The 25,784-nt window shown below is 52.9% G+C and carries 23 protein-coding genes and 1 tRNA gene; 17 read left to right on the top strand and 7 right to left on the bottom strand.

Annotated features, from left to right (window positions below; all coding sequences use genetic code 11):
* Window positions 1-2 precede the first annotated feature (2 nt).
* Window positions 3-956: a flagellar hook-associated protein FlgL gene (flgL, locus tag HV350_RS15095; RefSeq protein WP_016152634.1), complete on the top strand. Its 954-nt coding sequence runs from the start codon at window positions 3-5 to the stop codon at window positions 954-956.
* Window positions 957-1,198: 242 nt separating this feature from the next.
* Here flgL and rne read toward each other — a convergent pair whose 3' ends face one another.
* The gene (gene rne, locus HV350_RS15090; RefSeq protein ID WP_181628827.1) at window positions 1,199-4,429 is read right to left on the bottom strand and encodes a ribonuclease E; all 3,231 of its coding nucleotides are present in this window, start codon (window positions 4,427-4,429) and stop codon (window positions 1,199-1,201) included.
* A 698-nt stretch (window positions 4,430-5,127) separates the two neighbouring features.
* On the opposite strand from rne, the gene rluC reads away from it, so the two are divergent.
* Entirely contained in the window at window positions 5,128-6,081 is a 954-nt protein-coding gene (gene rluC / locus HV350_RS15085; protein WP_049259723.1) for a 23S rRNA pseudouridine(955/2504/2580) synthase RluC, read from the top strand.
* A 90-nt stretch (window positions 6,082-6,171) separates the two neighbouring features.
* Here the strand turns inward: rluC and HV350_RS15080 are convergent, their stop codons facing one another.
* On the bottom strand, window positions 6,172-6,756 hold the full coding sequence (locus HV350_RS15080; RefSeq protein ID WP_016152637.1) for a nucleoside triphosphate pyrophosphatase: 585 nt from the start codon (window positions 6,754-6,756) through the stop codon (window positions 6,172-6,174).
* A 197-nt stretch (window positions 6,757-6,953) separates the two neighbouring features.
* Here HV350_RS15080 and yceD point away from each other — a divergent pair, with 197 nt between their 5' ends.
* The 14 genes from yceD to ptsG all read left to right on the top strand — a co-directional run bounded on the left by yceD (window position 6,954) and on the right by ptsG (window position 19,447).
* A complete protein-coding gene (gene yceD / locus HV350_RS15075; RefSeq protein ID WP_003036239.1) occupies window positions 6,954-7,475 on the top strand; it encodes a 23S rRNA accumulation protein YceD in 522 nt (173 codons plus the stop codon).
* Window positions 7,476-7,491: 16 nt separating this feature from the next.
* Entirely contained in the window at window positions 7,492-7,665 is a 174-nt protein-coding gene (rpmF, locus tag HV350_RS15070) for a 50S ribosomal protein L32 (RefSeq protein WP_003036242.1), read from the top strand.
* A gap of 122 nt (window positions 7,666-7,787) precedes the next feature.
* The gene (gene plsX / locus HV350_RS15065; RefSeq protein ID WP_072161016.1) at window positions 7,788-8,867 is read left to right on the top strand and encodes a phosphate acyltransferase PlsX; all 1,080 of its coding nucleotides are present in this window, start codon (window positions 7,788-7,790) and stop codon (window positions 8,865-8,867) included.
* A gap of 77 nt (window positions 8,868-8,944) precedes the next feature.
* Window positions 8,945-9,898 carry a beta-ketoacyl-ACP synthase III gene (gene fabH, locus HV350_RS15060; RefSeq protein ID WP_181628825.1) on the top strand — a complete coding sequence of 318 codons (954 nt, stop codon included), beginning with the start codon at window positions 8,945-8,947 and terminating at the stop codon, window positions 9,896-9,898.
* Between the two features lie 15 nt (window positions 9,899-9,913).
* Complete coding sequence (gene fabD / locus HV350_RS15055) at window positions 9,914-10,843, top strand: ACP S-malonyltransferase (RefSeq protein ID WP_016152640.1); 930 nt, start codon at window positions 9,914-9,916, stop codon at window positions 10,841-10,843.
* A gap of 12 nt (window positions 10,844-10,855) precedes the next feature.
* The gene (fabG, locus tag HV350_RS15050) at window positions 10,856-11,590 is read left to right on the top strand and encodes a 3-oxoacyl-ACP reductase FabG (RefSeq protein ID WP_016152641.1); all 735 of its coding nucleotides are present in this window, start codon (window positions 10,856-10,858) and stop codon (window positions 11,588-11,590) included.
* Between the two features lie 155 nt (window positions 11,591-11,745).
* On the top strand, window positions 11,746-11,982 hold the full coding sequence (acpP, locus tag HV350_RS15045; protein ID WP_000103754.1) for an acyl carrier protein: 237 nt from the start codon (window positions 11,746-11,748) through the stop codon (window positions 11,980-11,982).
* 85 nt (window positions 11,983-12,067) lie between these two features.
* Window positions 12,068-13,309, top strand: a complete 1,242-nt coding sequence (fabF, locus tag HV350_RS15040; protein WP_003036260.1) for a beta-ketoacyl-ACP synthase II — start codon at window positions 12,068-12,070, stop codon at window positions 13,307-13,309.
* Between the two features lie 135 nt (window positions 13,310-13,444).
* Window positions 13,445-14,254, top strand: coding sequence for an aminodeoxychorismate lyase (pabC, locus tag HV350_RS15035; RefSeq protein ID WP_181628823.1), 810 nt, complete (start codon window positions 13,445-13,447; stop codon window positions 14,252-14,254).
* A gap of 2 nt (window positions 14,255-14,256) precedes the next feature.
* Window positions 14,257-15,279 carry a cell division protein YceG gene (gene yceG / locus HV350_RS15030; RefSeq protein ID WP_019076480.1) on the top strand — a complete coding sequence of 341 codons (1,023 nt, stop codon included), beginning with the start codon at window positions 14,257-14,259 and terminating at the stop codon, window positions 15,277-15,279.
* On the top strand, window positions 15,269-15,910 hold the full coding sequence (gene tmk, locus HV350_RS15025; protein WP_016156195.1) for a dTMP kinase: 642 nt from the start codon (window positions 15,269-15,271) through the stop codon (window positions 15,908-15,910). The genes yceG and tmk overlap by 11 nt, the downstream gene beginning before the upstream one ends.
* Complete coding sequence (gene holB / locus HV350_RS15020) at window positions 15,907-16,911, top strand: DNA polymerase III subunit delta' (protein ID WP_181628821.1); 1,005 nt, start codon at window positions 15,907-15,909, stop codon at window positions 16,909-16,911. The genes tmk and holB overlap by 4 nt, the downstream gene beginning before the upstream one ends.
* Before the next feature lie 10 nt (window positions 16,912-16,921).
* On the top strand, window positions 16,922-17,719 hold the full coding sequence (locus HV350_RS15015) for a metal-dependent hydrolase (protein ID WP_016156196.1): 798 nt from the start codon (window positions 16,922-16,924) through the stop codon (window positions 17,717-17,719).
* Window positions 17,720-18,013: 294 nt separating this feature from the next.
* Window positions 18,014-19,447 carry a PTS glucose transporter subunit IIBC gene (gene ptsG / locus HV350_RS15010; RefSeq protein ID WP_016152655.1) on the top strand — a complete coding sequence of 478 codons (1,434 nt, stop codon included), beginning with the start codon at window positions 18,014-18,016 and terminating at the stop codon, window positions 19,445-19,447.
* A 55-nt stretch (window positions 19,448-19,502) separates the two neighbouring features.
* Here ptsG and HV350_RS15005 read toward each other — a convergent pair whose 3' ends face one another.
* From HV350_RS15005 to HV350_RS14985, 5 genes are all read right to left on the bottom strand, one after another.
* Window positions 19,503-21,281 (bottom strand): aminopeptidase P family protein, encoded by a 1,779-nt coding sequence (locus HV350_RS15005; RefSeq protein ID WP_181628819.1) that lies wholly within the window; start codon window positions 21,279-21,281, stop codon window positions 19,503-19,505.
* Window positions 21,282-21,296: 15 nt separating this feature from the next.
* Window positions 21,297-22,751, bottom strand: a complete 1,455-nt coding sequence (locus HV350_RS15000; RefSeq protein ID WP_016152657.1) for an AMP nucleosidase — start codon at window positions 22,749-22,751, stop codon at window positions 21,297-21,299.
* Between the two features lie 118 nt (window positions 22,752-22,869).
* Entirely contained in the window at window positions 22,870-24,186 is a 1,317-nt protein-coding gene (shiA, locus tag HV350_RS14995; protein ID WP_181628818.1) for a shikimate transporter, read from the bottom strand.
* Between the two features lie 213 nt (window positions 24,187-24,399).
* A tRNA-Asn gene (locus HV350_RS14990) sits at window positions 24,400-24,475 on the bottom strand.
* Between the two features lie 113 nt (window positions 24,476-24,588).
* Window positions 24,589-24,741, bottom strand: a complete 153-nt coding sequence (locus HV350_RS14985; protein ID WP_016152659.1) for a hypothetical protein — start codon at window positions 24,739-24,741, stop codon at window positions 24,589-24,591.
* A 59-nt stretch (window positions 24,742-24,800) separates the two neighbouring features.
* Here HV350_RS14985 and nac point away from each other — a divergent pair, with 59 nt between their 5' ends.
* A complete protein-coding gene (gene nac / locus HV350_RS14980) occupies window positions 24,801-25,718 on the top strand; it encodes a nitrogen assimilation transcriptional regulator NAC (RefSeq protein ID WP_016156200.1) in 918 nt (305 codons plus the stop codon).
* The last annotated feature ends 66 nt before the right edge of the window (window positions 25,719-25,784 follow it).

The raw sequence follows: 25,784 nt of genomic DNA, 5'->3' as shown, positions 1-25,784 counted from the left end.
CAATGCGTATCAGCACCCAGATGATGTACCAGCAGAATATGCGTGGCATCACTAACTCTCAGGCTGAATGGATGAAGTTCGGCGAGCAGATGTCAACGGGAAAACGTGTGATCAACCCATCTGACGATCCGATCGCTGCCTCGCAGGCCGTGGTGCTTTCTCAAGCTCAGGCGCAGAACAGCCAATATACGCTGGCGCGTTCATTTGCGACGCAAAAAGTATCGCTGGAAGAGAACGTACTGAGTCAGGTAACGACGGCAATTCAGACCGCGCAGGAAAAAATTGTCTATGCCGCGAACGGCACGTTAAGCGATGACGACCGTGCATCGCTGGCAACCGACCTGCAGGGGATCCGCGATCAACTGATGAACCTGGCGAACAGCACCGACGGTAATGGGCGCTATATTTTTGGCGGATATAAAACAGAATCTGCACCGTTTGCTCAGGCAGATGGCGCTTACAGCGGCGGTACAACAAATGTGACCCAGCAGGTCGATGCCTCCCGTACCATGGTGATTGGTCATACTGGCGATAAAGTATTTGTTAATCTGACCAGCAATGCCGTACCGGAACCTGGCGGCGGTACTCAGGAAAAGAACCTGTTCAAAATGCTGGATACCGCTATTGATGCGCTCAAAACCCCGATTGAGGGCAATGACGCGGCAAAAGCTACCGCCTCTGCAGCCATTGATAAAACCAGTCGTGGCCTGAAAAATTCATTGAATAACGTGCTTTCTGTTCGTGCAGAATTAGGGACTCAGCTCAGCGAGTTAAGTTCACTGGATTCACTGGGCGCCGATCGCGCATTGGGCCAGACTCAGCAGATGAGCAATCTGGTGGATGTCGACTGGAACGCAGCGATTTCGTCCTACGTGATGCAGCAGGCCGCACTGCAGGCATCGTACAAAACGTTTACCGATATGCAGGGAATGTCGCTATTTCAACTGAACCGGTAACACCTTTTTGAACATATCATGAAACTGGATATGTTTGTCTGCCCGCTCCTTTAACACCCCGGAGCGGGCATTTTTTTAGGCCACTGTTATTTTCTCAGCGACAGATTACCCGTTAATCTTATTACCCGCGCAATCGCACTGCTAAAGATTGCCAGCGTAACCACGCCTTCTCAGTTTGTCAGTGTGTAGAGCAGAGATAAAAAAAAACCGACCCGAAGGTCGGCTTTGATGTTGATTATGACTTACTCAACGGGCTGCGGGCGTGTTGCTGGCGCAGTCGCCTGGTGCGTGGCGCTGTGTCCACCTGCGGCACCTTTACCTTCAAAGGTGAATTCCGGGCGTTGCCAGTCACTATGACGCGGCGCTTCAGGCACATACTCTGGTGCCGGAGCACGGGTCATCGGGGCGGCCGCGTGGCTGTGAAGATGTTCTGCGTCAACGCGGGTTGCGACAACTTCAGCCTTAACGACTGCGTCTTCGACGACCGGTGCGGCAACAACCTCTTGCGGCGCGGCAACTTCTTCAACCACTGGCGCTGTTTCCACAACCTCGGCAATCTCTTCAGCCACTTCAGGCTGAGAAATAACAACCTCCGCAGATTCTTCGACAACCGGCGCAGCCACGATTTCAGCGACAGGTTCGGCTTTCGCCGCGGTATCCTCAGCAACAGGCGCGTCAGATTCAGCGATAATTTGCGGTTGTTCCTCGACCGGAGTAGCGATGACTTCCGGATGCGTGGTTTCAACGACGGTAGCCTGAGGTTCAGCAATGACCACCTCTGGCTGTACGGTTTCAACCGAAGCAGGGGCGTTCACAATATGCTCAACGGCAGCTGCAGCAACCTGAGGCTCTACGGCGACTGGCGTTTCCTGCTCGCGCTGCTCTGCATCCTGCTGATCCTGAGGACGAGCAACAGGGTAGCGGATCCAGACTTTACCGGACGCTAATTCTGGAGATGCGCAGGCAACCGTTAACGGCATCGGCGACTGAACCGGGTAACGCTCGTCACGATAGCGACGACGGCGTTGTCCACTGACGCGCAGATGGCGAGGTGAGCGACGGGAACGACGCGGCATACCATTAGAGTCACGCGCTTCGCTGTTGTCTTCCTGCTCAGTCGCAACGACGGCAGGGAGATCAACTTTCGCCAGTTCAGTACGCTGTGCCGGTACGGGCTGTTCAGTTGGTTGAGCGACAGCCGTTTCAGCGACCACCTCGGCAGTAGCGACTTCGGCTTCAACAGCCGGGCTGTCTGTGTAACGAACTTTCTGAGTCAGCTGACGCTGTTTACGGCGAGTCTGAGGCTGACGAACGCGCTCTTCCTGCTCGTTATCCTGCGCAGGTTGTTCTGCAAGGTTCAGCTCTTTAACTTCCTGCTGCGCCTGACGCTTATCATCGTTGCGACGGCGGTTGCGCTCGCGACGCGGAGCCTGCTGCTCATCACCGGATTTCGCTTTGTCGGCGACCTCAGTAGACTGCTGGCGGTTATCGCGCGCTTCCGCATTTTGCTGCTGCGACTGACGGCGGTTACGGCGGTTGTCTTCACGGTTTTCGCCGCTTTCTGAACGCTCGTTACGGTTATCACGCTCGCCACGGTTGTCGCGATTATCACGACGATCGTTACGGTCGCGACGATTGTTCTGACGCGGTTTACGACGATCCTGCGGGCGATCAGTTTTCTCTTCCGCTTTCGGCGCAGGTTGTTCAACCGGTTTCACTTCTTCGCTACCGCTGAAGATGGACTTCAGTGCGCCGAAGAAACGGCTAATCAAACCTGGCTGTGCGGCGACGGCCGCGGTCGCTGCTGCGGCTTTAGGCGCGGCGGCCTTCGCAGTAGGTTCCTGCAAAGCAGGGGCTGGCGGCACCTCTGGCATTGCAAAGGTGGCTAATGCCGGCTGCTCTGGCTGTTTACGCTCGACGAACTCTTCTTCCGTCGGCAATGCCATCGCTTCTTCATGCAGTTTCGGCAGCAGGTAGCTCAGGGTTGGTGTTTCTTCCCCTTTGCGTACGCGCAGCACGGAGTAATGCGGGGTTTCCATCTGATCGTTTGGCACAATCACACAGCGCACGCCATTCTGACGTGTCTCGATGGCATTTACCGCGGTACGTTTTTCGTTGAGCAGGTAGGATGCGATCGGCACAGGAACAATAGCGTGAACTTCCTGCGTATTTTCTTTCAGCGCTTCTTCTTCGATCAGACGCAGAATAGACAGCGACAGTGATTCGTTATCACGTACGGTACCCGTGCCGGAGCAGCGTGGGCATACGTGATGGCTGGATTCACCCAGCGACGGGCTCAGACGCTGGCGGGACATCTCCAGCAGGCCGAAGCGAGAAATATGGCTGATTTGAATACGCGCTCTGTCCTGACGCACGGCTTCACGCAGACGGTTTTCAACCGCACGCTGGTGACGAACCGGCGTCATATCAATGAAGTCGATTACGATCAGGCCGCCGAGGTCACGCAGACGCAACTGACGAGCAATTTCATCGGCTGCTTCAAGGTTGGTGTTGAACGCAGTTTCTTCGATGTCGCCGCCGCGGGTCGCGCGTGCGGAGTTGATATCGATGGCGGTCAGCGCTTCTGTGCTGTCGATAACGATTGAGCCGCCGGACGGCAGACGCACTTCGCGCTGGAATGCGGACTCAATTTGAGATTCGATTTGATAGTGGCTGAACAGCGGGATTTCACCGGTGTACAGTTTGATTTTGCTGCTGAAATCCGGACGACCCAGCGCGGCGATGTGCTGACGCGCCATCTCCATAACTTTCGGGTTGTCGATGAGGATTTCGCCGATGTCCTGACGTAAATAGTCACGGAATGCGCGAACGATAACGTTGCTTTCCTGATGGATCAGGAACGGAGCAGGGCGGCTGTCAGCGGCTTTTTGAATCGCTTCCCAGTGCTTCAGGCGGAAACTCAGGTCCCACTGCAGCGCTTCGGCAGATTTGCCGACACCTGCGGTACGCACGATAAGTCCCATGCCGTCAGGCAGTTCCAGGCTTGCCAGCGCTTCTTTTAATTCGGTACGGTCGTCGCCTTCAATGCGACGGGAGATACCGCCCGCGCGCGGGTTGTTCGGCATCAGAACCAGATAACTACCTGCCAGGCTGATAAAGGTGGTCAGCGCAGCGCCTTTATTGCCGCGTTCTTCTTTATCGATCTGAACAATGACTTCCTGACCTTCGCGCAACACGTCTTTAATGTTGGGACGACCATGGGAGTTGTAGCTAGCGGGGAAGTATTCGCGGGCAATTTCTTTTAACGGGAGGAAACCGTGACGTTCAGCGCCGTAATCAACAAAAGCAGCTTCCAGACTCGGTTCAATACGGGTAATTTTGCCTTTATAGATGTTGGCTTTTTTCTGTTCGTGTCCAGGACTTTCGATATCCAGATCGTACAGACGCTGCCCATCTACAAGGGCGACACGCAACTCTTCCTGCTGAGTCGCGTTAATTAACATTCTTTTCATCGTAACTTACTCATTATTCTTACATTGACGACTAAGCTGCGGGCAGAGTAATGCCTTTCCGGGTGTGAACCGATGGCCTCGTGTCTATTCGCGTCGCCAACCTCACGGTTATCGTCAGCTCAAAGAGGCGCAGAGTGTCGGTTGCCTGTATTTCATACGGAAACACAGCGCAATTATCAGGGGAACAGTCTGGGTGTTACTCTCCAGAGAAGCTTCCATTGTGCTTATCGTCTTTCACGCTGTGGGTGCGTTGGCTTCATCTTTTTACCCCAACCACTTACAGGAGTAAGCACCTGGGGTTCCCAGACTTGCCGCCTTCCTACAACGCGAAATCTATAGAGCACTTACCGGTAAGGACTGCAACCCGCAGCCCGCTAACTGCCTGAAAGATCAATACGTCTTACGCCATTGCTGCGTTGATGATCGGTCGGGCAAAATTGGGTCATTCCGGAAAAGGTCTTGTTTTAACAAGATTCAACACGGAAACAACCTCATTATTCCACTGCTAACCTTGTTATAGCAAGATGACTTTTGCCATTTATCACCCGGTTACTCACAGTTTTTTCACTTCCGCGTAGTGATTGCTTTAATAACCACCAAATCGGCTATGTCAAACTTAAGTAATAAGGTATAGCAGTTAATATAAGCATAGAAAAATGTGTGGCGCGAATCTTGATGGCTATTTAAAATCGGCCCCCATGAAAACAGAGACTCCAGCCGTAAAAACAGTTGCCATTACTGCCGACGAAGCAGGGCAACGCATCGACAACTTTTTGCGCACCCAGCTCAAGGGCGTGCCGAAAAGTATGATTTATCGCATTTTGCGTAAAGGCGAAGTGCGGGTGAACAAAAAACGCATTAAGCCCGAGTACAAACTCGAAGACGGGGACATTGTGCGTATTCCACCTGTACGTGTCGCTGAACGTGAAGAAGAGGCCATTTCACCGAATTTGCAGAAGGTCGCGGCGCTGACCGATGTCATTTTATATGAAGATGACCACATTCTGGTGCTTAACAAGCCTTCAGGTACGGCCGTGCATGGTGGAAGCGGGTTAAGCTTTGGCGTCATTGAAGGCTTACGAGCGCTGCGCCCGGAAGCGCGTTTCCTTGAGCTGGTGCATCGCCTCGACCGGGATACCTCCGGCGTGCTGCTGGTGGCCAAAAAACGATCTGCTTTGCGTTCGTTGCATGAACAACTGCGTGAAAAAGGCATGCAGAAAGACTACCTCGCGTTGGTACGCGGCCAGTGGCAGTCGCATGTCAAAACCGTGCAGGCCCCGCTGTTAAAGAATATTCTGCAAAGCGGCGAGCGTATCGTGCGGGTGAATCAGGAAGGCAAGCCATCGGAAACACGCTTTAAAGTGGAAGAGCGTTATGCGTTCGCTACGCTTGTGCGCTGCAGTCCCGTGACCGGACGCACGCACCAGATCCGCGTGCATACGCAATATGCCGGACATCCGATTGCCTTTGACGACCGCTATGGCGATCGTGAGTTCGATAAGCAACTGGCGGATACCGGGCTGAGCAGGCTCTTTTTGCACGCCGCAGCGTTGAAATTTACTCATCCTGGGACGGGTGAAGTAATGCGTATTGAAGCGCCAATGGATAAGCAGTTGAAGCGCTGCCTCGAGGTGTTACGCAGTAAAGGCTGATGCGCATTGATATTATCGCGCATTACCTGTAGGCCTGATGGCGCTGCGCCTATCAGGCCTACAGGATTGGCCTGTACAGCCGTCAACCCGTCAGGCTTTTAACGGGTTCATATCTTCTCGTCGCAGCATTTGACACAGTGCGATTAGCGGCAAACCGATTAAAGTATTTGGGTCACGACCTTCCAGGCGCTCAAAAAGTGCAATGCCCAATCCTTCGCTTTTAAAACTACCGGCACAATGCAGCGGGCGCTCTTTGCGCACGTAATCTTCAATTTCCGTTTCGCTTAAATGACGAAAATGCACGTCGAACGGTTCAACTTCAGTTTGTAAATGTCCGGTCGCAGAATTATACAGCGCCAGTCCGGTATAAAACGTCACAATATTGCCACGGGCTTTGAGTAACTGCTGACGTGCATTTTCTTCTGTTAACGGTTTGCCGGTTATTTCACCATCGAGAACACAAATTTGATCGGAACCAATAATAAGGTGCGATGGATAACGGTGGGCGAGAGATTGCGCTTTTTTCTGCGCCAGTCGCAAGACTAAGTGCCGGGGGGCTTCGCCCGGTAACGGCGTTTCATCAACCTCTGGTGCTGCGCATTCGAACGGGATTGCCAGTTTTTCTAGTAAAGCGCGACGCCAGGGAGAGGTAGAAGCAAGAATAAGTTGAGGCATATTTTTTCCCTCGCATATAGCGTATTGATGAGAGCCATTTTAAACTATGGACTTCGTCCTACAAGCTGGCTGTAATGGCTTGTGTTGAGCGATTTTAAGTCGATGACCCGCAATGTGTGCGAATTATTGGCAAAAGGCAACCACAGGCTGCCTTTTTCTTTGACTATATGACGTTACAAAGTTAATATGCGCGCCCTATGCAAAAGGTAAAATTACCCCTGACTCTTGATCCGGTTCGTACGGCTCAGAAACGCCTCGATTATGAAGGTATCTATACTTCTGATCTGGTTGAGCGTGTCGCCGATTCTGTAGTCAGTGTGGACAGTGATGTGGAATGCTCCATGTCGTTCGCTATCGATAACCAGCGCCTTGCCGTTATAACCGGTGATGCAAAGGTGTCGGTTACGCTCGAATGTCAGCGTTGCGGGAAACCGTTCCCACTTCATGTTCACACAACATATTGTTTTAGTCCTGTCCGTTCTGACGAGCAGGCTGAAGCACTCCCGGAAGCGTATGAGCCGATTGAGGTTAACGAATTCGGTGAAATCGATCTGCTTGCAATGGTTGAAGATGAGATTATCCTCTCCTTGCCGGTAGTTCCGGTGCATGATTCTGAACACTGTGAAGTGTCCGAGGCGGACATGGTCTTTGGCGAATTGCCTGATGAAGCGCAAAAACCAAACCCATTTGCCGTATTAGCCAGCTTAAAGCGTAAGTAATTGAGGAGTAAGGTCCATGGCCGTACAACAGAATAAACCAACCCGTTCCAAACGTGGCATGCGTCGTTCTCATGACGCTCTGACCGCAGTCACCAGCCTGTCTGTAGACAAAACTTCTGGTGAACAACACCTGCGTCACCACATCACTGCCGACGGTTTTTACCGTGGCCGTAAGGTAATCGCTAAGTAATCACGCATGACTCAATGGCTTTCCCGCTACGGTGAGAAAGACAAAGAGCACACGCGTGATGAAGCTTAGTGAGGCTTTCCCCGGGTAACTGGGGAAACACCTAACCGGGCAGCGACGATACCTTGACACGTCTAACCCTGGCGTTAGATGTCATGGGGGGTGATTTTGGCCCTACCGTGACAGTGCCTGCAGCATTGCAGGCACTGAATTCTAATTCGCAACTCACACTTCTTTTAGTCGGGGATCCCGATACAATCACGCCATTACTTGCCAAAGCTGACTTCGAACAACGTTCACGTCTGCAGATTATCCCTGCTCAGTCAGTTATTGCCAGTGATGCCCGGCCCTCGCAAGCTATTCGCGCCAGTCGTGGAAGCTCAATGCGCGTTGCCCTGGAGCTCGTGAAAGAAGGACGAGCGGAAGCCTGTGTGAGCGCCGGTAATACAGGCGCGCTAATGGGACTTGCGAAGTTATTGCTCAAACCCCTTGAGGGGATTGAGCGTCCTGCGCTGGTGACGGTTTTACCCCATCAGCAAAAGGGCAAAACGGTGGTGCTGGATTTGGGTGCCAACGTGGATTGTGATAGCACGATGTTGGTGCAATTTGCCGTCATGGGTTCCGTGCTGGCAGAAGAGGTGGTTGGAATTGCCAATCCCCGTGTTGCGTTGCTCAATATCGGTGAAGAAGAAACCAAGGGTCTCGACAGTATTCGGGATGCTTCTGCAGTGCTAAAAACAATCCCTTCTATCAATTATATCGGCTATCTTGAAGCCAATGAGTTACTGACTGGCAAAACTGATGTGTTGGTCTGTGACGGCTTTACAGGTAATGTCACATTAAAGACGATGGAAGGTGTTGTCAGAATGTTCCTTTCACTGCTGAAGTTTCAGGGTGAGGGCAAAAAACGGTCGTGGTGGCTGCTGTTATTAAAACGTTGGTTACAAAAAAGCCTGACAAGGCGATTTAGTCACCTCAACCCCGACCAGTATAATGGCGCCTGTCTGTTAGGATTGCGCGGCACGGTGATTAAGAGTCATGGTGCGGCCAATCAGCGAGCATTTGAAGTCGCGATTGAACAGGCAGTGCAGGCGGTGCAGCGACAAGTTCCTCAGCGAATTGCCGCTCGCCTGGAATCTGTATACCCAGCTGGATTCGAACTGCTGGACGGTGGCGAAAACGCAAACTCGCGAGCACACAGATAACGGTGCGTTTGTGAATGCTGCCAACGTATCAGCGATTTGCTCGTGGCGGTATATAACCAAAAAGTGACTGAGCGTACATGTATACGAAGATTATTGGTACTGGCAGCTATCTGCCTGAACAAGTGCGTACTAACGCCGATTTGGAAAAAATGGTTGAGACATCTGATGAGTGGATCGTCACTCGCACAGGTATCCGTGAACGCCATATTGCAGCGCCAAATGAAACAGTTGCGACGATGGGCTTTGCCGCCGCAAACCGTGCAATTGAAATGGCGGGCATCGACAAAGAACAAATTGGTCTGATTGTGGTTGCCACCACATCATCCACACACGCATTTCCAAGTGCGGCATGCCAGATCCAAAGTATGCTGGGGATCAAAGGCTGTCCGGCGTTTGACGTTGCAGCCGCTTGTGCCGGTTTCACCTACGCCCTGAGCATTGCCGACCAGTACGTTAAGTCTGGCGCAGTGAAGCATGCTCTGGTGGTTGGCTCAGATGTCCTCGCTCGTACCTGTGATCCAACCGATCGCGGAACGATCATTATTTTCGGTGATGGCGCAGGGGCGGTTGTACTGAGCGCATCAGAAGAGCCCGGCATTCTTTCTACGCATCTGCACGCTGATGGTCGCTATGGCGAACTGTTGACGCTGCCTAATGCCGATCGCGTGAACCCGGAAAACCCGATCCACCTGACGATGGCGGGTAACGAAGTATTTAAAGTCGCGGTGACCGAGCTTGCACACATCGTTGATGAAACGCTGGAAGCAAATAATCTCGATCGTTCTGCACTGGACTGGCTGGTGCCGCATCAGGCAAACCTCCGCATTATTAGCGCAACCGCGAAAAAGCTGGGTATGTCGATGGATAATGTTGTCGTGACGCTCGACAGACATGGCAATACCTCCGCGGCCTCCGTACCGTGCGCGCTGGACGAAGCCGTCCGCGACGGGCGTATTAAAGCTGGGCAGTTGATATTGCTTGAAGCCTTTGGGGGTGGATTCACCTGGGGCTCTGCGCTGATTCGTTTCTAGTATAAGGATTTAAACATGACGCAATTTGCATTTGTGTTCCCGGGGCAGGGTTCCCAGACCGTTGGGATGTTGTCTGAAATGGCAGCAAACTACCCAATTGTTGAAGAAACTTTTGCTGAAGCATCAGCTGCGCTGGGCTATGATCTGTGGGCGTTGACTCAGCAGGGGCCGGCCGAAGAGCTGAATAAAACCTGGCAGACGCAGCCAGCACTGTTGACTGCCTCTGTTGCGCTTTATCGCGTATGGCAGCAGCAGGGTGGTAAAACACCTGCGCTGATGGCAGGTCACAGCTTGGGCGAATACTCTGCGCTGGTATGTGCGGGTGTTATCGGTTTTGCCGATGCCGTACGTCTGGTTGAACTGCGTGGCAAATTCATGCAGGAAGCGGTACCGGAAGGCACTGGCGGCATGTCTGCTATTATCGGTCTGGACGACGCTGCTATCGCTAAAGCGTGTGAAGAGTCTGCTGAAGGCCAGGTGGTTTCACCGGTAAACTTTAACTCACCAGGTCAGGTGGTTATTGCCGGGCACAAAGAAGCCGTAGAACGTGCCGGCGCAGCTTGTAAAGCGGCTGGCGCTAAGCGTGCTCTGCCACTGCCGGTCAGCGTTCCTTCTCACTGCGCGCTGATGAAGCCTGCTGCTGAGAAACTGGCCGTTGAACTGCAAAAAATCACTTTTAACGCGCCGACTGTTCCGGTTGTGAACAACGTCGACGTGAAGTGCGAAACAGATGCAGACGCTATTCGCGATGCGCTGGTTCGCCAGCTGTACAGCCCGGTTCAATGGACTAAAACCGTTGAATTTATGGCGTCCCAGGGCGTAGAGCACCTGTATGAAGTTGGTCCGGGCAAAGTTCTGACCGGTTTGACGAAACGTATTGTTGACACCCTGACTGCTTCGGCACTGAATGAGCCGGCGGCATTATCTGCGGCGCTAGAGCAATAAAAGAGGAAGACCATGAGTTTTGAAGGAAAAGTCGCGCTGGTTACCGGTGCAAGCCGTGGCATTGGCCGCGCAATTGCTGAAACACTCGTTGCCCGTGGCGCGAAAGTTATCGGTACTGCAACCAGCGAAAGCGGTGCGCAGGCCATTAGCGATTACTTAGGTGCAAATGGTAAAGGTCTGATGTTGAATGTGACCGATCCGGCATCTATCGAATCTGTTCTGGGAAATATTCGCGCAGAATTTGGTGAAGTCGATATCCTGGTCAATAATGCCGGGATTACTCGTGATAACCTGTTAATGCGCATGAAAGATGACGAGTGGAACGATATCATCGAAACCAACCTGTCATCTGTTTTCCGTCTGTCAAAAGCGGTAATGCGAGCTATGATGAAAAAGCGTCATGGGCGTATTATCACTATCGGTTCTGTGGTTGGTACCATGGGAAATGCGGGTCAGGCAAACTACGCTGCGGCGAAAGCGGGTCTGATCGGCTTCAGTAAATCACTGGCGCGCGAAGTTGCGTCTCGTGGCATTACTGTAAACGTTGTTGCTCCGGGCTTTATTGAAACGGACATGACGCGTGCGCTGTCTGATGATCAGCGTGCGGGTATTCTGGCGCAGGTTCCTGCGGGTCGCCTTGGCGGCGCTCAGGAAATCGCCAGTGCGGTTGCATTTTTAGCTTCTGACGAAGCAAGTTACATCACAGGTGAGACTTTGCACGTCAACGGCGGGATGTACATGGTTTAACCACGAGATAAAAAAATTTGCGTTATTAGGGTGAATGCCCTCAAAATAACGTAAAATCGTGGTAAGACCTGCCGGGATTTAGTTGCAAATTTTTCAACATTTTATACACTACGAAAACCATCGCGAAAGCGAGTTTTGATAGGAAATTTAAGAGTATGAGCACTATCGAAGAACGCGTTAAGAAAATTATCGGCGAACAGCTGGGCGTTAAGCAGGAAGAAGTAACCAACAATGCTTCCTTCGTTGAAGACCTGGGCGCAGATTCTCTTGACACCGTTGAGCTGGTAATGGCTCTGGAAGAAGAGTTTGATACTGAGATTCCGGACGAAGAAGCTGAGAAAATCACTACCGTTCAGGCTGCCATTGATTACATCAACGGCCACCAGGCGTAAGTGAACATCTCCAGGCGGTCATTCGACCGCCTGAGTTTTATCTTTTTATCCCACTTGAATTATTTTCCCTCCCTGGAGGACAACCGTGTCTAAGCGTCGTGTAGTTGTGACCGGACTGGGCATGTTGTCTCCTGTCGGCAATACCGTAGAGTCTACCTGGAAAGCTCTCCTTGCCGGTCAGAGTGGCATCAGCCTGATCGACCATTTCGATACTAGCGCCTATGCAACGAAATTTGCTGGCTTAGTAAAGGATTTTAACTGTGAAGACATTATCTCGCGCAAAGAACAGCGCAAGATGGATGCTTTCATTCAATATGGAATTGTCGCTGGCGTTCAGGCCATGCAGGATTCTGGTCTCGAAATTACGGAAGAGAACGCTCACCGTATTGGCGCCGCTATCGGCTCTGGTATTGGCGGTCTCGGATTGATCGAAGAAAACCACACCTCTTTGGTGAATGGCGGTCCACGTAAGATCAGCCCGTTCTTCGTTCCGTCAACGATTGTTAACATGGTGGCAGGTCACCTGACCATCATGTACGGCCTGCAAGGGCCAAGCATCTCCATTGCGACCGCCTGTACTTCAGGTGTGCATAACATTGGTCATGCAGCACGTATCATTGCATACGGCGATGCAGACGCGATGGTTGCGGGTGGTGCAGAAAAAGCCAGTACCCCTCTGGGCGTGGGTGGTTTTGGCGCGGCACGTGCGCTGTCTACACGTAATGATAACCCTCAAGCGGCAAGCCGTCCGTGGGATAAAGAACGTGATGGCTTTGTGCTGGGCGACGGTGCAGGCATGGTGGTACTGGAAGAGTACGAGCATGCGAAAGCGCGTGGTGCAAAAATCTATGCTGAAGTCGTTGGTTTTGGCATGAGCAGCGATGCTTACCACATGACGTCACCACCTGAAAACGGTGCGGGCGCTGCGCTGGCAATGGTCAACGCACTACGCGATGCGGCTATCGAAGCGGGTCAGATCGGCTATGTCAACGCGCATGGCACGTCTACTCCTGCTGGCGATAAAGCCGAAACCCAGGCAGTGAAATCTGTCTTTGGCGATGCGGCAAGTCGTGTGATGGTAAGCTCCACTAAATCCATGACCGGACACCTGTTGGGTGCGGCGGGCGCGGTAGAGTCTATTTTCTCTATCCTGGCGCTGCGCGATCAGGCTATTCCGCCAACCATCAACCTGGATAACCCGGATGAAGGTTGTGACCTGGACTTCGTACCTCACGAAGCGCGTCAGGTTAGTGGTCTGGAGTACGCACTGTGTAACTCCTTCGGCTTTGGTGGGACTAACGGTTCGTTGATCTTTAAAAAGATTTAAGTCTGCCAGGTGGTGCGTTAGCATCGATAGCAATTTAAAAAGGTCCGCTTGTCGGGCCTTTTTTTATTCGGTTTTCCACCCTTGTCCTGTGTTGTTCATCCTGCCAAACTAGCGGACCAGAAATAAGGAGCCACCATGTTCTTAATTAATGGCTGCGAGCAGAATATGCTGGCCGCAAGCGATCGAGCGACCCAATTCGGTGATGGCTGTTTTACCACTGCGAGTATTATTGACGGCGAAATTTGCCTCTTTGCAGCGCATCTTGCGCGTTTACAAGACGCCTGCCAAAAATTGCTGATCTCTTTCGAAGATTGGTCAGAGCTGCAAAGTGAAATGAAAATGCTGGCGCAAGGGCATGCGCGGGGCGTGTTAAAAGTGATTATCAGCCGTGGTAGCGGTGGCCGTGGTTACAGCGGCGCAAACTGTCGCAGTGCCACACGTATTCTCTCTGTTTCAGCCTGGCCCGATCATTACGATCGTTGGCGGCAGGAGGGGATAACGCTGGGGTTAAGTCCAGTGCGTCTGGGGCGTAATCCGTTGCTTGCCGGACTTAAGCACCTGAATAGACTGGAACAGGTGTTGATTCGCTCTCATCTTGAGCAGACGGCAGCTGATGAAGCACTGGTTCTTGACAGTGAGGGATGGGTTACGGAATGCTGTGCGGCTAATTTGTTCTGGCGTAAGGGGGATGTGGTTTACACTCCCCGGCTGGATCAGGCCGGAGTGAACGGCATTATGCGACAATTCTGTATCCGGATGCTGGCACAATCGTCGTTCAGCATTGTCGAAGTATATGCCGGGTTGGAAGAGGTTATGCAGGCCGATGAAATCGTCGTCTGTAATGCGTTAATGCCTGTTATTCCCGTACGCACCTGTGGCGACACGCTGCTGTGTGCACGTATGTTGTTCGATTTTTTAGCCCCACTTTGTGAGCACCCGAATTAGTCATGAAAAAACTGTTACTTGTTGTCCTGTTATTGCTGGTTGTGCTGGGCATAGCTGCGGGAGTGGGAATGTGGAAAGTTCGCCATCTGGCGGACAGTAAGTTATTGATTAAAGAAGAGACGATTTTTACGCTGAAAGCGGGTACGGGCCGTCTGGCTCTCGGTGAACAGTTGTATGCGGACAACGTTATCAATCGTCCGCGTGTGTTCCAGTGGCTGCTGCGTGTGGAACCCGAACTGTCGCATTTTAAAGCCGGAACCTACCGTTTTACGCCCGACATGACAGTCCGGGATATGTTGCAACTGCTGGAAAGCGGTAAAGAGGCGCAGTTCCCGTTACGTCTGGTTGAAGGGATGCGTTTGAGCGACTACCTCAAACAGCTTCGTGACGCCCCGTACATCAAACATACGCTGAGCGATGATAATTACGAGACCGTTGCTCAGGCGCTGAAGCTGGAGAACCCGCAATGGGTAGAAGGCTGGTTCTGGCCAGATACCTGGATGTATACCGCCAATACAACCGACGTGGCGTTGCTAAAACGCGCGCATCAGAAAATGGTTAAAGCGGTAGACTCGGTCTGGGAAGGGCGCGCTGAAGGCCTGCCTTATCAGGACAAAAATCAGCTGGTAACCATGGCCTCTATTATCGAAAAAGAGACTGCGGTTGCCAGCGAGCGTGACCAGGTGGCTTCCGTCTTTATTAACCGCTTACGGATTGGCATGCGTTTACAGACCGATCCGACGGTGATTTACGGGATGGGGTCACGGTATAATGGCAAGTTGTCGCGTGTGGATTTAGATACCCCGACCGCCTATAACACCTATACCATTACGGGGTTGCCGCCTGGCCCGATTGCCATGCCGGGAGAGGCCTCATTGCAGGCCGCGGCGCATCCGGCAAAAACGCCGTACCTCTATTTCGTGGCTGACGGTAAAGGCGGTCACACGTTTAACACCAATCTTGCCAGCCACAACCGGTCCGTGCAGGATTACCTGAAAGTGCTTAAGGAAAAAAATGGGCAGTAACTATATCGTCATCGAGGGCCTGGAAGGCGCCGGAAAAACCACTGCGCGTAACGTGGTGGTAGAGACACTTGAGCAACTCGGTATTCGTGACATGGTTTTTACCCGCGAACCGGGGGGAACTCAGCTCGCGGAGAAACTAAGAAGTCTGGTGCTGGACATTAAGTCGGTGGGTGACGAGGTCATCACTGACAAAGCTGAAGTTCTGATGTTTTACGCTGCGCGCGTACAGCTGGTCGAAACCGTTATTAAACCTGCGCTGGCAAAAGGCGCATGGGTAATTGGCGACCGTCACGATTTGTCGACCCAGGCGTATCAGGGGGGCGGACGCGGCATCGATCAAAACATGCTGGCAACCCTGCGCGATGCTGTGCTCGGTGATTTTCGCCCGGACCTGACGCTCTATCTGGACGTGACTCCAGAAGTCGGATTGAAGCGTGCCCGTGCACGCGGCGAGCTGGATCGTATTGAGCAGGAATCTTTCGATTTCTTTAATCGCACCCGCGCGCGCTATCTTGAACTGGCTGCCAAAGATGCCAGCATTCGTACCATCGACGCTACGCAGCCGCTGGAAGCTGTGATGGCTGATATCCGCAATACCATCACCCAGTGGGTGCAGGAGCAGGGCGCATGAAATGGTACCCATGGTTACGGCCAGATTTTGAAAAACTGGTAGCCAGCTACCAGGCGGGTCGTGGTCACCATGCGTTACTGATTCAGGCGTTACCCGGAATGGGTGACGACGCGCTGATTTACGCGCTCAGTCGCTATTTAATGTGCCAGCAGCCGGAAGGGCATAAAAGCTGCGGACACTGCCGGGGCTGTCAATTGATGCAGGCGGGGACGCATCCTGATTACTATTCGCTGCTGCCGGAAAAAGGCAAAAGCACGCTGGGGGTTGATGCGGTACGTGAAGTGAGTGAAAAGCTGTACGAGCATTCACGCCTTGGCGGTGCGAAAGTGGTGTGGATCCCTGATGCTGCCCAGTTAACTGATGCTGCTGCCAATGCTCTGCTAAAAACGCTGGAAGAACCGCCGGCACAAACTTGGTTTTTCCTCGCCAGCACAGAGCCTGCGCGATTGCTGGCGACATTGCGCAGCCGCTGCCGGTTACACCATCTTGCGCCGCCGGCTGAGTCGTACGCTATCTCCTGGCTCGCCCGTGAAGTGACCGTATCTCCAGAAGCTCTGTTGAGCGCATTACGCCTGAGCGCGGGTTCGCCTGGTGCGGCACTCTCGTTGTTACAGGCTGAAAGCTGGGCGCATCGCACAGATTTTTGTGCGGCACTGGCAAACACATTAAACGCAGGTGACTGGTATATCCTGCTCGCGGCGTTAAACCACGATCAGGCCGCCGCCCGTTTACACTGGCTGGCAACGTTGTTGACGGATGCCTTGAAGCGTCCGTATGGGGTTTCCCATTTAACCAATCCTGATGCGCTGGACCTGATATCTTCTATCGCAGAACGGCTATCCGTCGCCTGGATACAGGCGATACTCGGTGACGTTTGTCATTGCCGTCAGCAGTTGCTGAACGTAACAGGCGTAAACCGTGAACTGGTGTTAACCGATCTTATCCTGCGTATTGAGCATTACCTGCAACCAGGCACCGTATTGCCTGTTCCCCATCTTTGAGAGAGACATTATGTTTTTAGTCGACTCACACTGCCATCTTGATGGCCTGGATTATCAATCTCTGCATAAGGACGTGGATGACGTGTTGGCGAAAGCAGCCGCACGCGATGTGAAATTCTGTCTTGCCGTCGCGACCACTCTGCCAGGATACCGCAGTATGCGCGAACTGGTCGGTGAACGTGACAATGTGGTGTTCTCCTGCGGCGTGCATCCGTTAAATCAGGATGAAGCCTATGATGTTGAAGACCTGCGCCGTTTTGCCGCCGAAGAGGGCGTTGTGGCGATGGGGGAAACCGGGCTGGACTATTTCTATACGCCGGAAACAAAGGTGCGCCAGCAGGAATCTTTTATCCATCATATTCAGATTGGCCGTGAGTTACAAAAGCCAGTTATCGTACATACCCGCGATGCGCGGGCCGATACGCTGTCTATTCTGCGCGAAGAAAAAGTGACGGATTGTGGTGGCGTACTACACTGTTTTACAGAAGACAGAGAAACGGCGGGCAAATTGCTGGACCTCGGATTTTATATCTCGTTTTCCGGCATCGTCACTTTCCGTAACGCAGATCAGCTCCGTGATGCCGCCCGCTATGTTCCTCTGGATCGGTTGCTGGTTGAGACGGATTCTCCCTACCTTGCGCCTGTACCGCATCGTGGAAAAGAGAACCAGCCTGCCATGACCCGTGACGTTGCGGAGTATATGGCCGTAGTGAAAGGTGTTGCCGTTGAAGAACTGGCGCAGGCAACCACTGATAACTTTGCCCGCCTGTTTCACATCGACGCTTCTCGCCTGCAATCCGTTCGTTAACTGACTTTTTTTAAAGCTCGTAATTAATAAGCAAAGCGAGTAAAGTTCACCGCCTCAAAATGGGCGGTGAATAACCGGTTTGACACATTCAGAAACGCATTTTATCGGAATGTGTGGATTTTACGGCCATCCACGACTGAATTGTGATAGCCGTCAAACAAAAACAAACTGAATTATTTTACTCTGTGTAATAAATAAAGGGTACTTAGATGCCCTGTACACGGCGAGGTTCTCCCCCCCTCGCTAATGCGTGAGAACGTAGAAAAGCACAAATACTCAGGAGCACTCTCAATTATGTTTAAGAATGCATTTGCTAACCTGCAAAAGGTCGGTAAATCGCTGATGCTGCCGGTATCCGTACTCCCAATTGCAGGTATCCTGCTGGGTGTCGGTTCCGCTAACTTCAGCTGGCTGCCAGCCGTTGTATCGCACGTAATGGCAGAAGCAGGCGGTTCTGTTTTTGCAAACATGCCGCTGATTTTTGCCATCGGTGTCGCGTTAGGCTTCACCAATAACGACGGCGTATCTGCACTGGCATCCGTTGTTGCCTACGGCATTATGGTTAAGACCATGGCTGTTGTTGCGCCGCTGGTTCTGCATTTACCTGCTGAAGAGATCGCAGCTAAACACCTTGCTGATACGGGTGTTCTCGGGGGGATTATCTCCGGTGCGATTGCAGCGTATATGTTCAACCGTTTCTACCGTATCAAATTGCCTGAGTATCTTGGCTTCTTTGCGGGTAAGCGCTTCGTTCCTATCATTTCTGGTCTGGCCGCTATCTTCACCGGTGTGGTTCTGTCCTTCATTTGGCCGCCGATCGGGACTGCTATTCAGACGTTTTCCCAGTGGGCTGCATACCAGAACCCGGTCGTAGCGTTCGGTATCTATGGCTTCATTGAACGCTGCCTGGTGCCGTTTGGTCTGCACCATATCTGGAACGTTCCATTCCAGATGCAGATCGGTGAATACACCAATGCTGCGGGCCAGGTATTCCACGGCGATATCCCTCGCTATATGGCGGGTGATCCGACTGCGGGCAAACTGTCTGGTGGCTTCCTGTTCAAAATGTACGGTCTGCCGGCTGCCGCTATCGCTATCTGGCACTCTGCTAAACCAGAAAACCGCGCGAAAGTGGGCGGTATCATGATCTCCGCGGCGCTGACCTCGTTCCTGACCGGTATTACCGAACCGATCGAGTTCTCGTTCATGTTCGTGGCACCGATCCTGTACATCATCCACGCAATTCTGGCTGGTCTGGCATTCCCGATCTGTATCCTGCTGGGTATGCGTGACGGTACGTCGTTCTCCCACGGTTTGATCGACTTTATCGTTCTGTCCGGTAACAGCAGCAAACTGTGGCTGTTCCCGATTGTCGGTATCGGTTATGCGATTGTTTACTACACCATCTTCCGTGTGCTGATCAAAGCGCTGGACCTGAAAACTCCGGGTCGTGAAGATGCTACCGAAGACACCAAAGCGGGTGCGTCCGGCGAAATGGCTCCGGCCCTGGTTGCGGCATTCGGCGGTAAAGAAAACATCACTAACCTCGATGCGTGCATCACTCGTCTGCGTGTCAGCGTCGCTGACGTTGCCAAAGTGGATCAGGCTGGCCTGAAGAAACTGGGTGCGGCGGGCGTTGTAGTGGCGGGTTCCGGTGTTCAGGCTATCTTCGGTACTAAGTCCGATAACCTGAAAACTGAAATGGATGAGTACATCCGTCACAGCTAAGCAGTAAAAAGTTGGGGAGAATTAAGGCAGCCTGCGGGCTGCCTTTTTTAATGCATTAATTGGCCTGAACGCGAATCGGCGCAGTGGCGGCGAACAACCACGGACGAGCCTCTGCGTTCACGCGTGGGGATAACGTCTCTCTGACCTGCTGGTGGTAATCATCAATCCACTGTTTTTCTGCCTCACTTAGCAGATGCAGTTCAACCAGACTTAAATCAATCGGCACCAGCGTCAGCGTTGAGAAGCGACAGAAGCCAGGACGACTGTTGATAATCTCCACCTGATTCTCAATACGGATCCCATATTCTCCGGCCAGATAATAACCCGGCTCGATGGTAATGATATTGCCCGCAACCAGAGGCCAGGGGTTTACTTTTTTGGCAATGCGATGGGGCTGCTCATGGATCAGGAGCTGATGGCCTACGCCGTGTCCCGTACCGTGATCAAAATCCAGACCCAGATCCCACAGCGCCCGACGGCTAAAGGCATCCAGTTGATGACCCTGAGTGCCGCTGGGAAATTGCAGCGAGATAAGCGACAAAAAGCCTTTCAACACAGCGGTGTAATGCAGACGACGCTGCGGATCCTGTGGACCAAACGCGAGGGTGCGCGTTGTATCCGTCGTACCATTATGGTACTGGCCGCCGGAATCATTCAGATACATGGCCTGAGAGGTAATGGGCGTATTGGTTTTTTCGCTGGAATGGTAATGGCACATTGCGGCATTGCTGGCTGAGGCCGAAATCGTGTTGAAGCTTTGCTCGATAAATCCCGGCTGCTGCTGGCGAAATTCCAGTTGCCTGGCCTGCGCTTCCAGCTCAGTGACCGGATTGCCTGCCGCTTCGCGCAAGGGAACTTCATGCGTAAGCCATGCCAGAAAGTTAACCCAGGCCGCGCCATCTTGTTCATGGCATTCCCGATAACCCGCCAGTTCAACGTCATTCTTGTGCGCTTTCATCAAGGTGATGGGATCGGGTGCCCATAAGACTTCGCCACCGTGTTCTACAATGGCAAAACGCAGCGCGACCGGGGCGTAGTCTTTATCGACCAAAAAGCGTTTCCCTTTGGCCAACTGCTGGCAGCGGGCAAGAAAACTCTCTTGTGGGGCCAGCGTGAGCGTATTCAGCAGTGCAGCAGGGAGCTGCTGGGTTTTGTTGCTATCAACAAACCATTCCAGCTCGCCGCTGCGATGGAGCAGGGCGAACGAAAACGGCACTGGCACCATTGGCAGATCGGAACCGCGCACATTCAGCAGCCAGGCAATGTTATCCGGCAGCGTGATCGCCAGAACGTCGGCCTGTTGTTGCGTGAGCAGATCCACGACGCGGGCTCGTTTTTGTGTGCTGCTTTCCCCGCTGATTTCAATGGGCATTTCACGAATGATGCCGCAGGGGGCTGCCGGGCGGTCAAGCCATACCTGGTCGAAAGGATCTTGCTCAAGAGGCACCAGCTCGCAATGGGTCGCCGACAGTGCTTCAAACTGGCTGTTGACCATCAGCAACGGTTCAAAACCGATACGCGCGCCCGCAGCAACGTGAGACTGCAAATAGTCGGCCAGCGGTTCGTCATGTAAATGGTGAATTTCAAAATCATCCAGCGAGACTTCATTGCGCACCTGGACCTGATAGCGTCCATCGACAAACATTAATGCGCGGTCGCGCAGGACCAACGCGAGACCAGCGGAGCCGCTAAAACCGGTCAGCCAGGCCAGCTTATTGTCATGCGGTGTACAATCTTCGCTTTGGTGAGCGTCGGCGCGCGGAACAATCATGCCATCCAGCCCTTGCGCTAACAGCAGGTTGCGCAGAGCGGAAAGAGGAGTTGAGTTGTGCATAGTTACCTTCAGGCCTTAACGGAACGGCGGTTCGTTGAACGTACGTAATTTACGGGAGTGCAGTCGATCGCCTTCAGCACGCAGACGATCGATTGCCCGGATACCTATTTGCAGGTGCTCGGAAATGGCACCTTCATAAAAACGGTTGGCCTGACCAGGTAGTTTGATCTCGCCGTGTAGCGGTTTATCGGAAACGCACAGCAGCGTGCCGTAAGGGACGCGGAAGCGGTAGCCCTGGGCGGCAATGGTGGCGCTTTCCATATCAATAGCCACCGCGCGACTGAGGTTAAAACGCAGCGCAGAAGCGGAATAGCGTAACTCCCAGTTGCGATCGTCGGTGGTGACGACGGTACCGGTACGCAGGCGCTGTTTAACCTCTTCGCCGGGCATGCCGCTGACTTCTTTGGTGGCGTCATACAGTGCGCGTTGTACTTCCGCAATGCTCGGAATCGGAATATCCGGCGGTAGTACGGCATCCAGCACATGGTCGTCACGCAGATAAGCGTGGGCCAGAACATAGTCGCCAATCGCCTGGCTTTCGCGCAGGCCGCCACAGTGTCCAATCATCAGCCAGACGTCAGGGCGCAGTACGGCCAGATGATCACAAATGGTTTTAGCGTTAGACGGGCCAACGCCGATATTGACCAGCGTGATCCCCTGACCGTCGGCGGTGATTAGATGCCAGGCGGGCATCTGATGTTTCTTCCAGGCGAGATCGGAGATGGCCTCTTCTGGAGCTTCCGTTTCAGCGGTGATCCAGATCCCGCCCGCGCATGACAGCGCGATATAGGGGCTGTTCGGATCGAGGATCTGGCTGCAACCCCAGCGCACGAACTCATCGACATAGCGGGTGTAGTTGGTGAACAGCACAAATGGCTGGAAATGTTCAACCGGCGTTCCCGTGTAGTGACGCAGTCGTGCGAGCGAAAAATCAACTCGTCGGGCGTCGAAGTGCGACAGCGGGGAGAATTCCGCCGGATGATAGGTACCATCGGCTGTTTCATCGCCAATTTGTGACAACTCGGTAGTGGGGAAATGGCGCGTTAATCCGGCGCTCATTGAGCGGTCGAGCGTCAGTTCAGAACCGTCGATCACATAGGGATAAGGGATTTCATGCTGCGACGGTTCGACGGAGATATGCGCATCATAATCCTGATACAGCAGCGTGAGTTGTTCTTCAAGATAGGGACGAAAAAGCGACGGACGGGTGATCGTAGTGGTATAGCTGCCCGCATGGGTAAAACGGCCATAAGCGCGGGTTTTCGGGGGATTGGTGGCGCTGCCATCCCAGGTGACACAAAGCGATGGGTAAACAAAAAGACCATTATGGCGGGCAATTATGTCAGGGAGCGTCCCTGTTTCAATGTACTTACCAATGGCGCTACGCAGTGCTTTAACCGACTGCTCGTACAGCGCGTCCAGTTTATCCAGTGCCTGAGTTGGGGTCAGGCTGGAGCCCTTATTGTTCATGTCTGTCTCCTTGTTCCACAGATGTACTGCTCTCCCGATAGTATGTCACAGGAATATGAAACAAAAGTCAGACGTTGAGGAAGATTGTGCGAAGGTCGAATGACCTTCGCATCAGGGCTTAACTGTGCTGCTTATCCCGCATCAGCAATGCAGTGGCGGCGGAAATAAGACACCCGACCATCAGATAAATGGCCACGCTGTGCCAGTCTCCTCCAGAGAATGTCACCAGTGCCGCAGCAATGAAGGGGGTAAAACCACCGCCAACCACACTTGCCACCTGATAGCCAACGCCTGCGCCGCTGTAGCGATAACTTGCGCCAAACAAACCGGTAAACATAGGCTGCTGTACGCAGACCACCATATCGTGCGCAATATTGGCCAACATAATCGCGAAGAACACGATCCAGAAAATAGACTGTGCTTCCAGCGCCATAAAGAACGGGAAGGCGCTCAGCGTACCGACCAGTGCACCGGTAATGTACACGCGCCGTCGACCAAAGCGGTCGGCAAGCCAGGCAAAGCAGGGGATGGTCAGACAGCTCAGTCCTCCCACTAACAAACCGATATTCAGAAACAGCTCGCGGGGTAGGCCCAGGTTCTGCGTAGAGTAATTAAGGGCAAACGCGGTGACGATATACATCGTCAGCAGTTCACATAAGCGCAAGCCGATAATTTTTAAGAATGCGCCCGGATGACGGATTAACGCCTCGATCACCGGTAACCGCTTTTTCTCTGGTTGCGCTGCCTGTTGCTGCTGTTCGAATTCGGCTGATTCATCCATTCTGTTACGCATCCACAACGCGCCCAAAACCAGTACGATGCTGAACAGGAACGGAATACGCCAGCCCCAGCTCAGGAACTGCTCATCGGTAGTTTGCGAGCTAATCAGTGAGACCAGACCGGTAGAAAGCAGCAGTCCGACGCCGTAACCGACCTGAACGCCACTGCTGTAGAAGGCTTTTTTATTTTTCGGCGCGCTTTCGACCGAGAGCAACGCCGCGCCGCCCCATTCACCACCAACGGCGAATCCCTGAATGGCGCGTAGCGTCACCAGCAGCACAGGGGCCCACCAGCCAATAGTGTCAAAAGAAGGAATAATCCCTATCAGCGCAGTGGCAATCCCCATCATCCAGACGGTGAGCATCAGCATGCGTTTACGGCCAAGGCGATCGCCAAAGTGGCCGAAGATAACCCCGCCTAACGGACGGAACAAAAATCCGACGCCAAAGGTGGCAAATGCGGCAAGTGTTCCCATTGCCGGGCTAACCTGCGGGAAGAACTCGCGATTAAAGACCAGTGCGGCGGTGATGCCATAAAGCAGAAAATCATACCAGTCGACCACGGCGCCAGCGAAGCTACCAAGCGCAGCGCGTCGGGCACGATGAAGCGAAGAGACGTCCTCTTGGGGACCCGCGGAGGTGAGAGTGGAATCCATAGTTATCCTGTCTGTACTGTCTTTTAGTTATTAGTATTTGAATTGGGCTACACACATTGCAGTCGATATATTAACGACCGTTATGAGATTACCGCGACAGACGGGAAGAGAAAACGATTATCTCCCTCACCAGAGGGCTACATGAAAAATAAGATGAATGAAAAACAGAAAAGCAAAAAGCCTGCTTAGTTTCCTAAGCAGGATTCTTAAATTTGGCTCCTCTGACTGGACTCGAACCAGTGACATACGGATTAACAGTCCGCCGTTCTACCGACTGAACTACAGAGGAATCGTTTGAACGAGGCGCATATTAGCGAGGGCGATGAGGCTTGTCAAAGGGGGAAATACATTTGTGCGTTCGTTTGCTGACAAAATCAGCAAAGCGGTGATCTTTCCGTCTTTTTATGCTTTTGCCCCATTCTGGTGCGCGCCTACCTCTTCCAGGGCAGCCAGAATGAGAGATTCAGGTGTGCAAAAAGTCCATTCTTCACCTTTGATCCTGACTTTACGCGGTTTTAACCGTAAAACACGGCTGCTGGCTAAACTGGCAAGCATCTTGCAATCCTGAATTAATGACTGCCAGCACGGGTTCTGGTATTCCGACAGGAGGCAAAATGAACTTCAGACGACTGAAATATTTCGTGAAAATCGTCGATATTGGTAGCCTGACCCAGGCAGCGGAAGTGTTGCATATCGCGCAACCTGCGCTGAGCCAGCAGGTTGCTACGCTGGAAGGCGAACTGGATCAGCAACTGCTGATTCGCACCAAGCGCGGCGTCACACCGACGGAAGCGGGGAAAGTGTTGTATGCCCATGCGCGGACGATTTTACGCCAGTGCGAGCAGGCGCAACTTGCGGTCAATAACGTAGGTCAGACCCTGGGGGGACAGGTCTCTATTGGCCTTGCGCCGGGGACGGCGGCGTCAGCCATCACTATGCCGTTATTACAGACAGTACGAGCAGAGCTGCCCGATGTGCTGGTCTATTTGCATGAAAACAGTGGGGCGGTGCTGAATGACAAGCTGCTCAGCGGGCATTTAGACATGGCGGTGCTCTACGAGCGCTCACCCGTGGCGGGTATCAGCAGTCAACCGTTGCTTAAAGAGGATCTGTACCTGGTCGGGACGCGTGATTGCCCGGGGCAAAGCGTCGATTTAGCCGCGGTGGCGCAGATGAATCTGTTTTTGCCACGGGATTACAGCGCAGTTCGCCTGCGTGTAGATGAAGCTTTTTCGCTTCGTCGCCTGACGGCCAAAGTGATTGGCGAAATTGAATCTATCGCCACCTTAACGGCTGCCATCGCCAGTGGGATGGGCGTCACAGTGTTGCCTGAGTCGGCGGCCCGTTCATTATGTAATGCAGCGAACGGCTGGATGGCGCGGATAACAACCCCGTCGATGAATCTGCCATTATCGCTGAACGTCTCAGCCAGAGGGAGCTTATCGCCGCAGGCACAGGCCGTGAAGGAGATCCTGTTGTCGCTGGTAAGCCGTCCGGCACTGGAAAACCGCGAGCTACAGCTGGTCAGCTAAACCTTATTCCCTTCAGGAATAAGATGCGGGTTTTTATTATTTGTTATGCCGGGCATCAGACTTTAA

This window comes from Citrobacter sp. RHBSTW-01013, assembly GCF_013781985.1.
GTDB lineage: Bacteria > Pseudomonadota > Gammaproteobacteria > Enterobacterales > Enterobacteriaceae > Citrobacter > Citrobacter braakii.
This window is presented reverse-complemented; position numbering and strand designations above follow the sequence as displayed.

Bases quoted from the DNA above. Each gene is read 5' to 3' on its own strand.
- nac (WP_016156200.1), top strand. From the start codon at position 24,801: ATGAACTTCAGACGACTGAAATATTTCGTGAAAATCGTCGATATTGGT.
- rpmF (WP_003036242.1), top strand. From the start codon at position 7,492: ATGGCCGTACAACAGAATAAACCAACCCGTTCCAAACGTGGCATGCGT.
- rne (WP_181628827.1), bottom strand. From the start codon at position 4,429: ATGAAAAGAATGTTAATTAACGCGACTCAGCAGGAAGAGTTGCGTGTC.
- holB (WP_181628821.1), top strand. From the start codon at position 15,907: ATGAAATGGTACCCATGGTTACGGCCAGATTTTGAAAAACTGGTAGCC.
- HV350_RS15005 (WP_181628819.1), bottom strand. From the start codon at position 21,281: ATGCACAACTCAACTCCTCTTTCCGCTCTGCGCAACCTGCTGTTAGCG.
- fabH (WP_181628825.1), top strand. From the start codon at position 8,945: ATGTATACGAAGATTATTGGTACTGGCAGCTATCTGCCTGAACAAGTG.
- HV350_RS15015 (WP_016156196.1), top strand. From the start codon at position 16,922: ATGTTTTTAGTCGACTCACACTGCCATCTTGATGGCCTGGATTATCAA.
- yceG (WP_019076480.1), top strand. From the start codon at position 14,257: ATGAAAAAACTGTTACTTGTTGTCCTGTTATTGCTGGTTGTGCTGGGC.
- fabG (WP_016152641.1), top strand. From the start codon at position 10,856: ATGAGTTTTGAAGGAAAAGTCGCGCTGGTTACCGGTGCAAGCCGTGGC.
- flgL (WP_016152634.1), top strand. From the start codon at position 3: ATGCGTATCAGCACCCAGATGATGTACCAGCAGAATATGCGTGGCATC.
- HV350_RS14985 (WP_016152659.1), bottom strand. From the start codon at position 24,741: ATGCTTGCCAGTTTAGCCAGCAGCCGTGTTTTACGGTTAAAACCGCGT.
- yceD (WP_003036239.1), top strand. From the start codon at position 6,954: ATGCAAAAGGTAAAATTACCCCTGACTCTTGATCCGGTTCGTACGGCT.
- rluC (WP_049259723.1), top strand. From the start codon at position 5,128: ATGAAAACAGAGACTCCAGCCGTAAAAACAGTTGCCATTACTGCCGAC.
- shiA (WP_181628818.1), bottom strand. From the start codon at position 24,186: ATGGATTCCACTCTCACCTCCGCGGGTCCCCAAGAGGACGTCTCTTCG.
- fabD (WP_016152640.1), top strand. From the start codon at position 9,914: ATGACGCAATTTGCATTTGTGTTCCCGGGGCAGGGTTCCCAGACCGTT.
- acpP (WP_000103754.1), top strand. From the start codon at position 11,746: ATGAGCACTATCGAAGAACGCGTTAAGAAAATTATCGGCGAACAGCTG.
- HV350_RS15080 (WP_016152637.1), bottom strand. From the start codon at position 6,756: ATGCCTCAACTTATTCTTGCTTCTACCTCTCCCTGGCGTCGCGCTTTA.
- HV350_RS15000 (WP_016152657.1), bottom strand. From the start codon at position 22,751: ATGAACAATAAGGGCTCCAGCCTGACCCCAACTCAGGCACTGGATAAA.
- tmk (WP_016156195.1), top strand. From the start codon at position 15,269: ATGGGCAGTAACTATATCGTCATCGAGGGCCTGGAAGGCGCCGGAAAA.
- pabC (WP_181628823.1), top strand. From the start codon at position 13,445: ATGTTCTTAATTAATGGCTGCGAGCAGAATATGCTGGCCGCAAGCGAT.
- ptsG (WP_016152655.1), top strand. From the start codon at position 18,014: ATGTTTAAGAATGCATTTGCTAACCTGCAAAAGGTCGGTAAATCGCTG.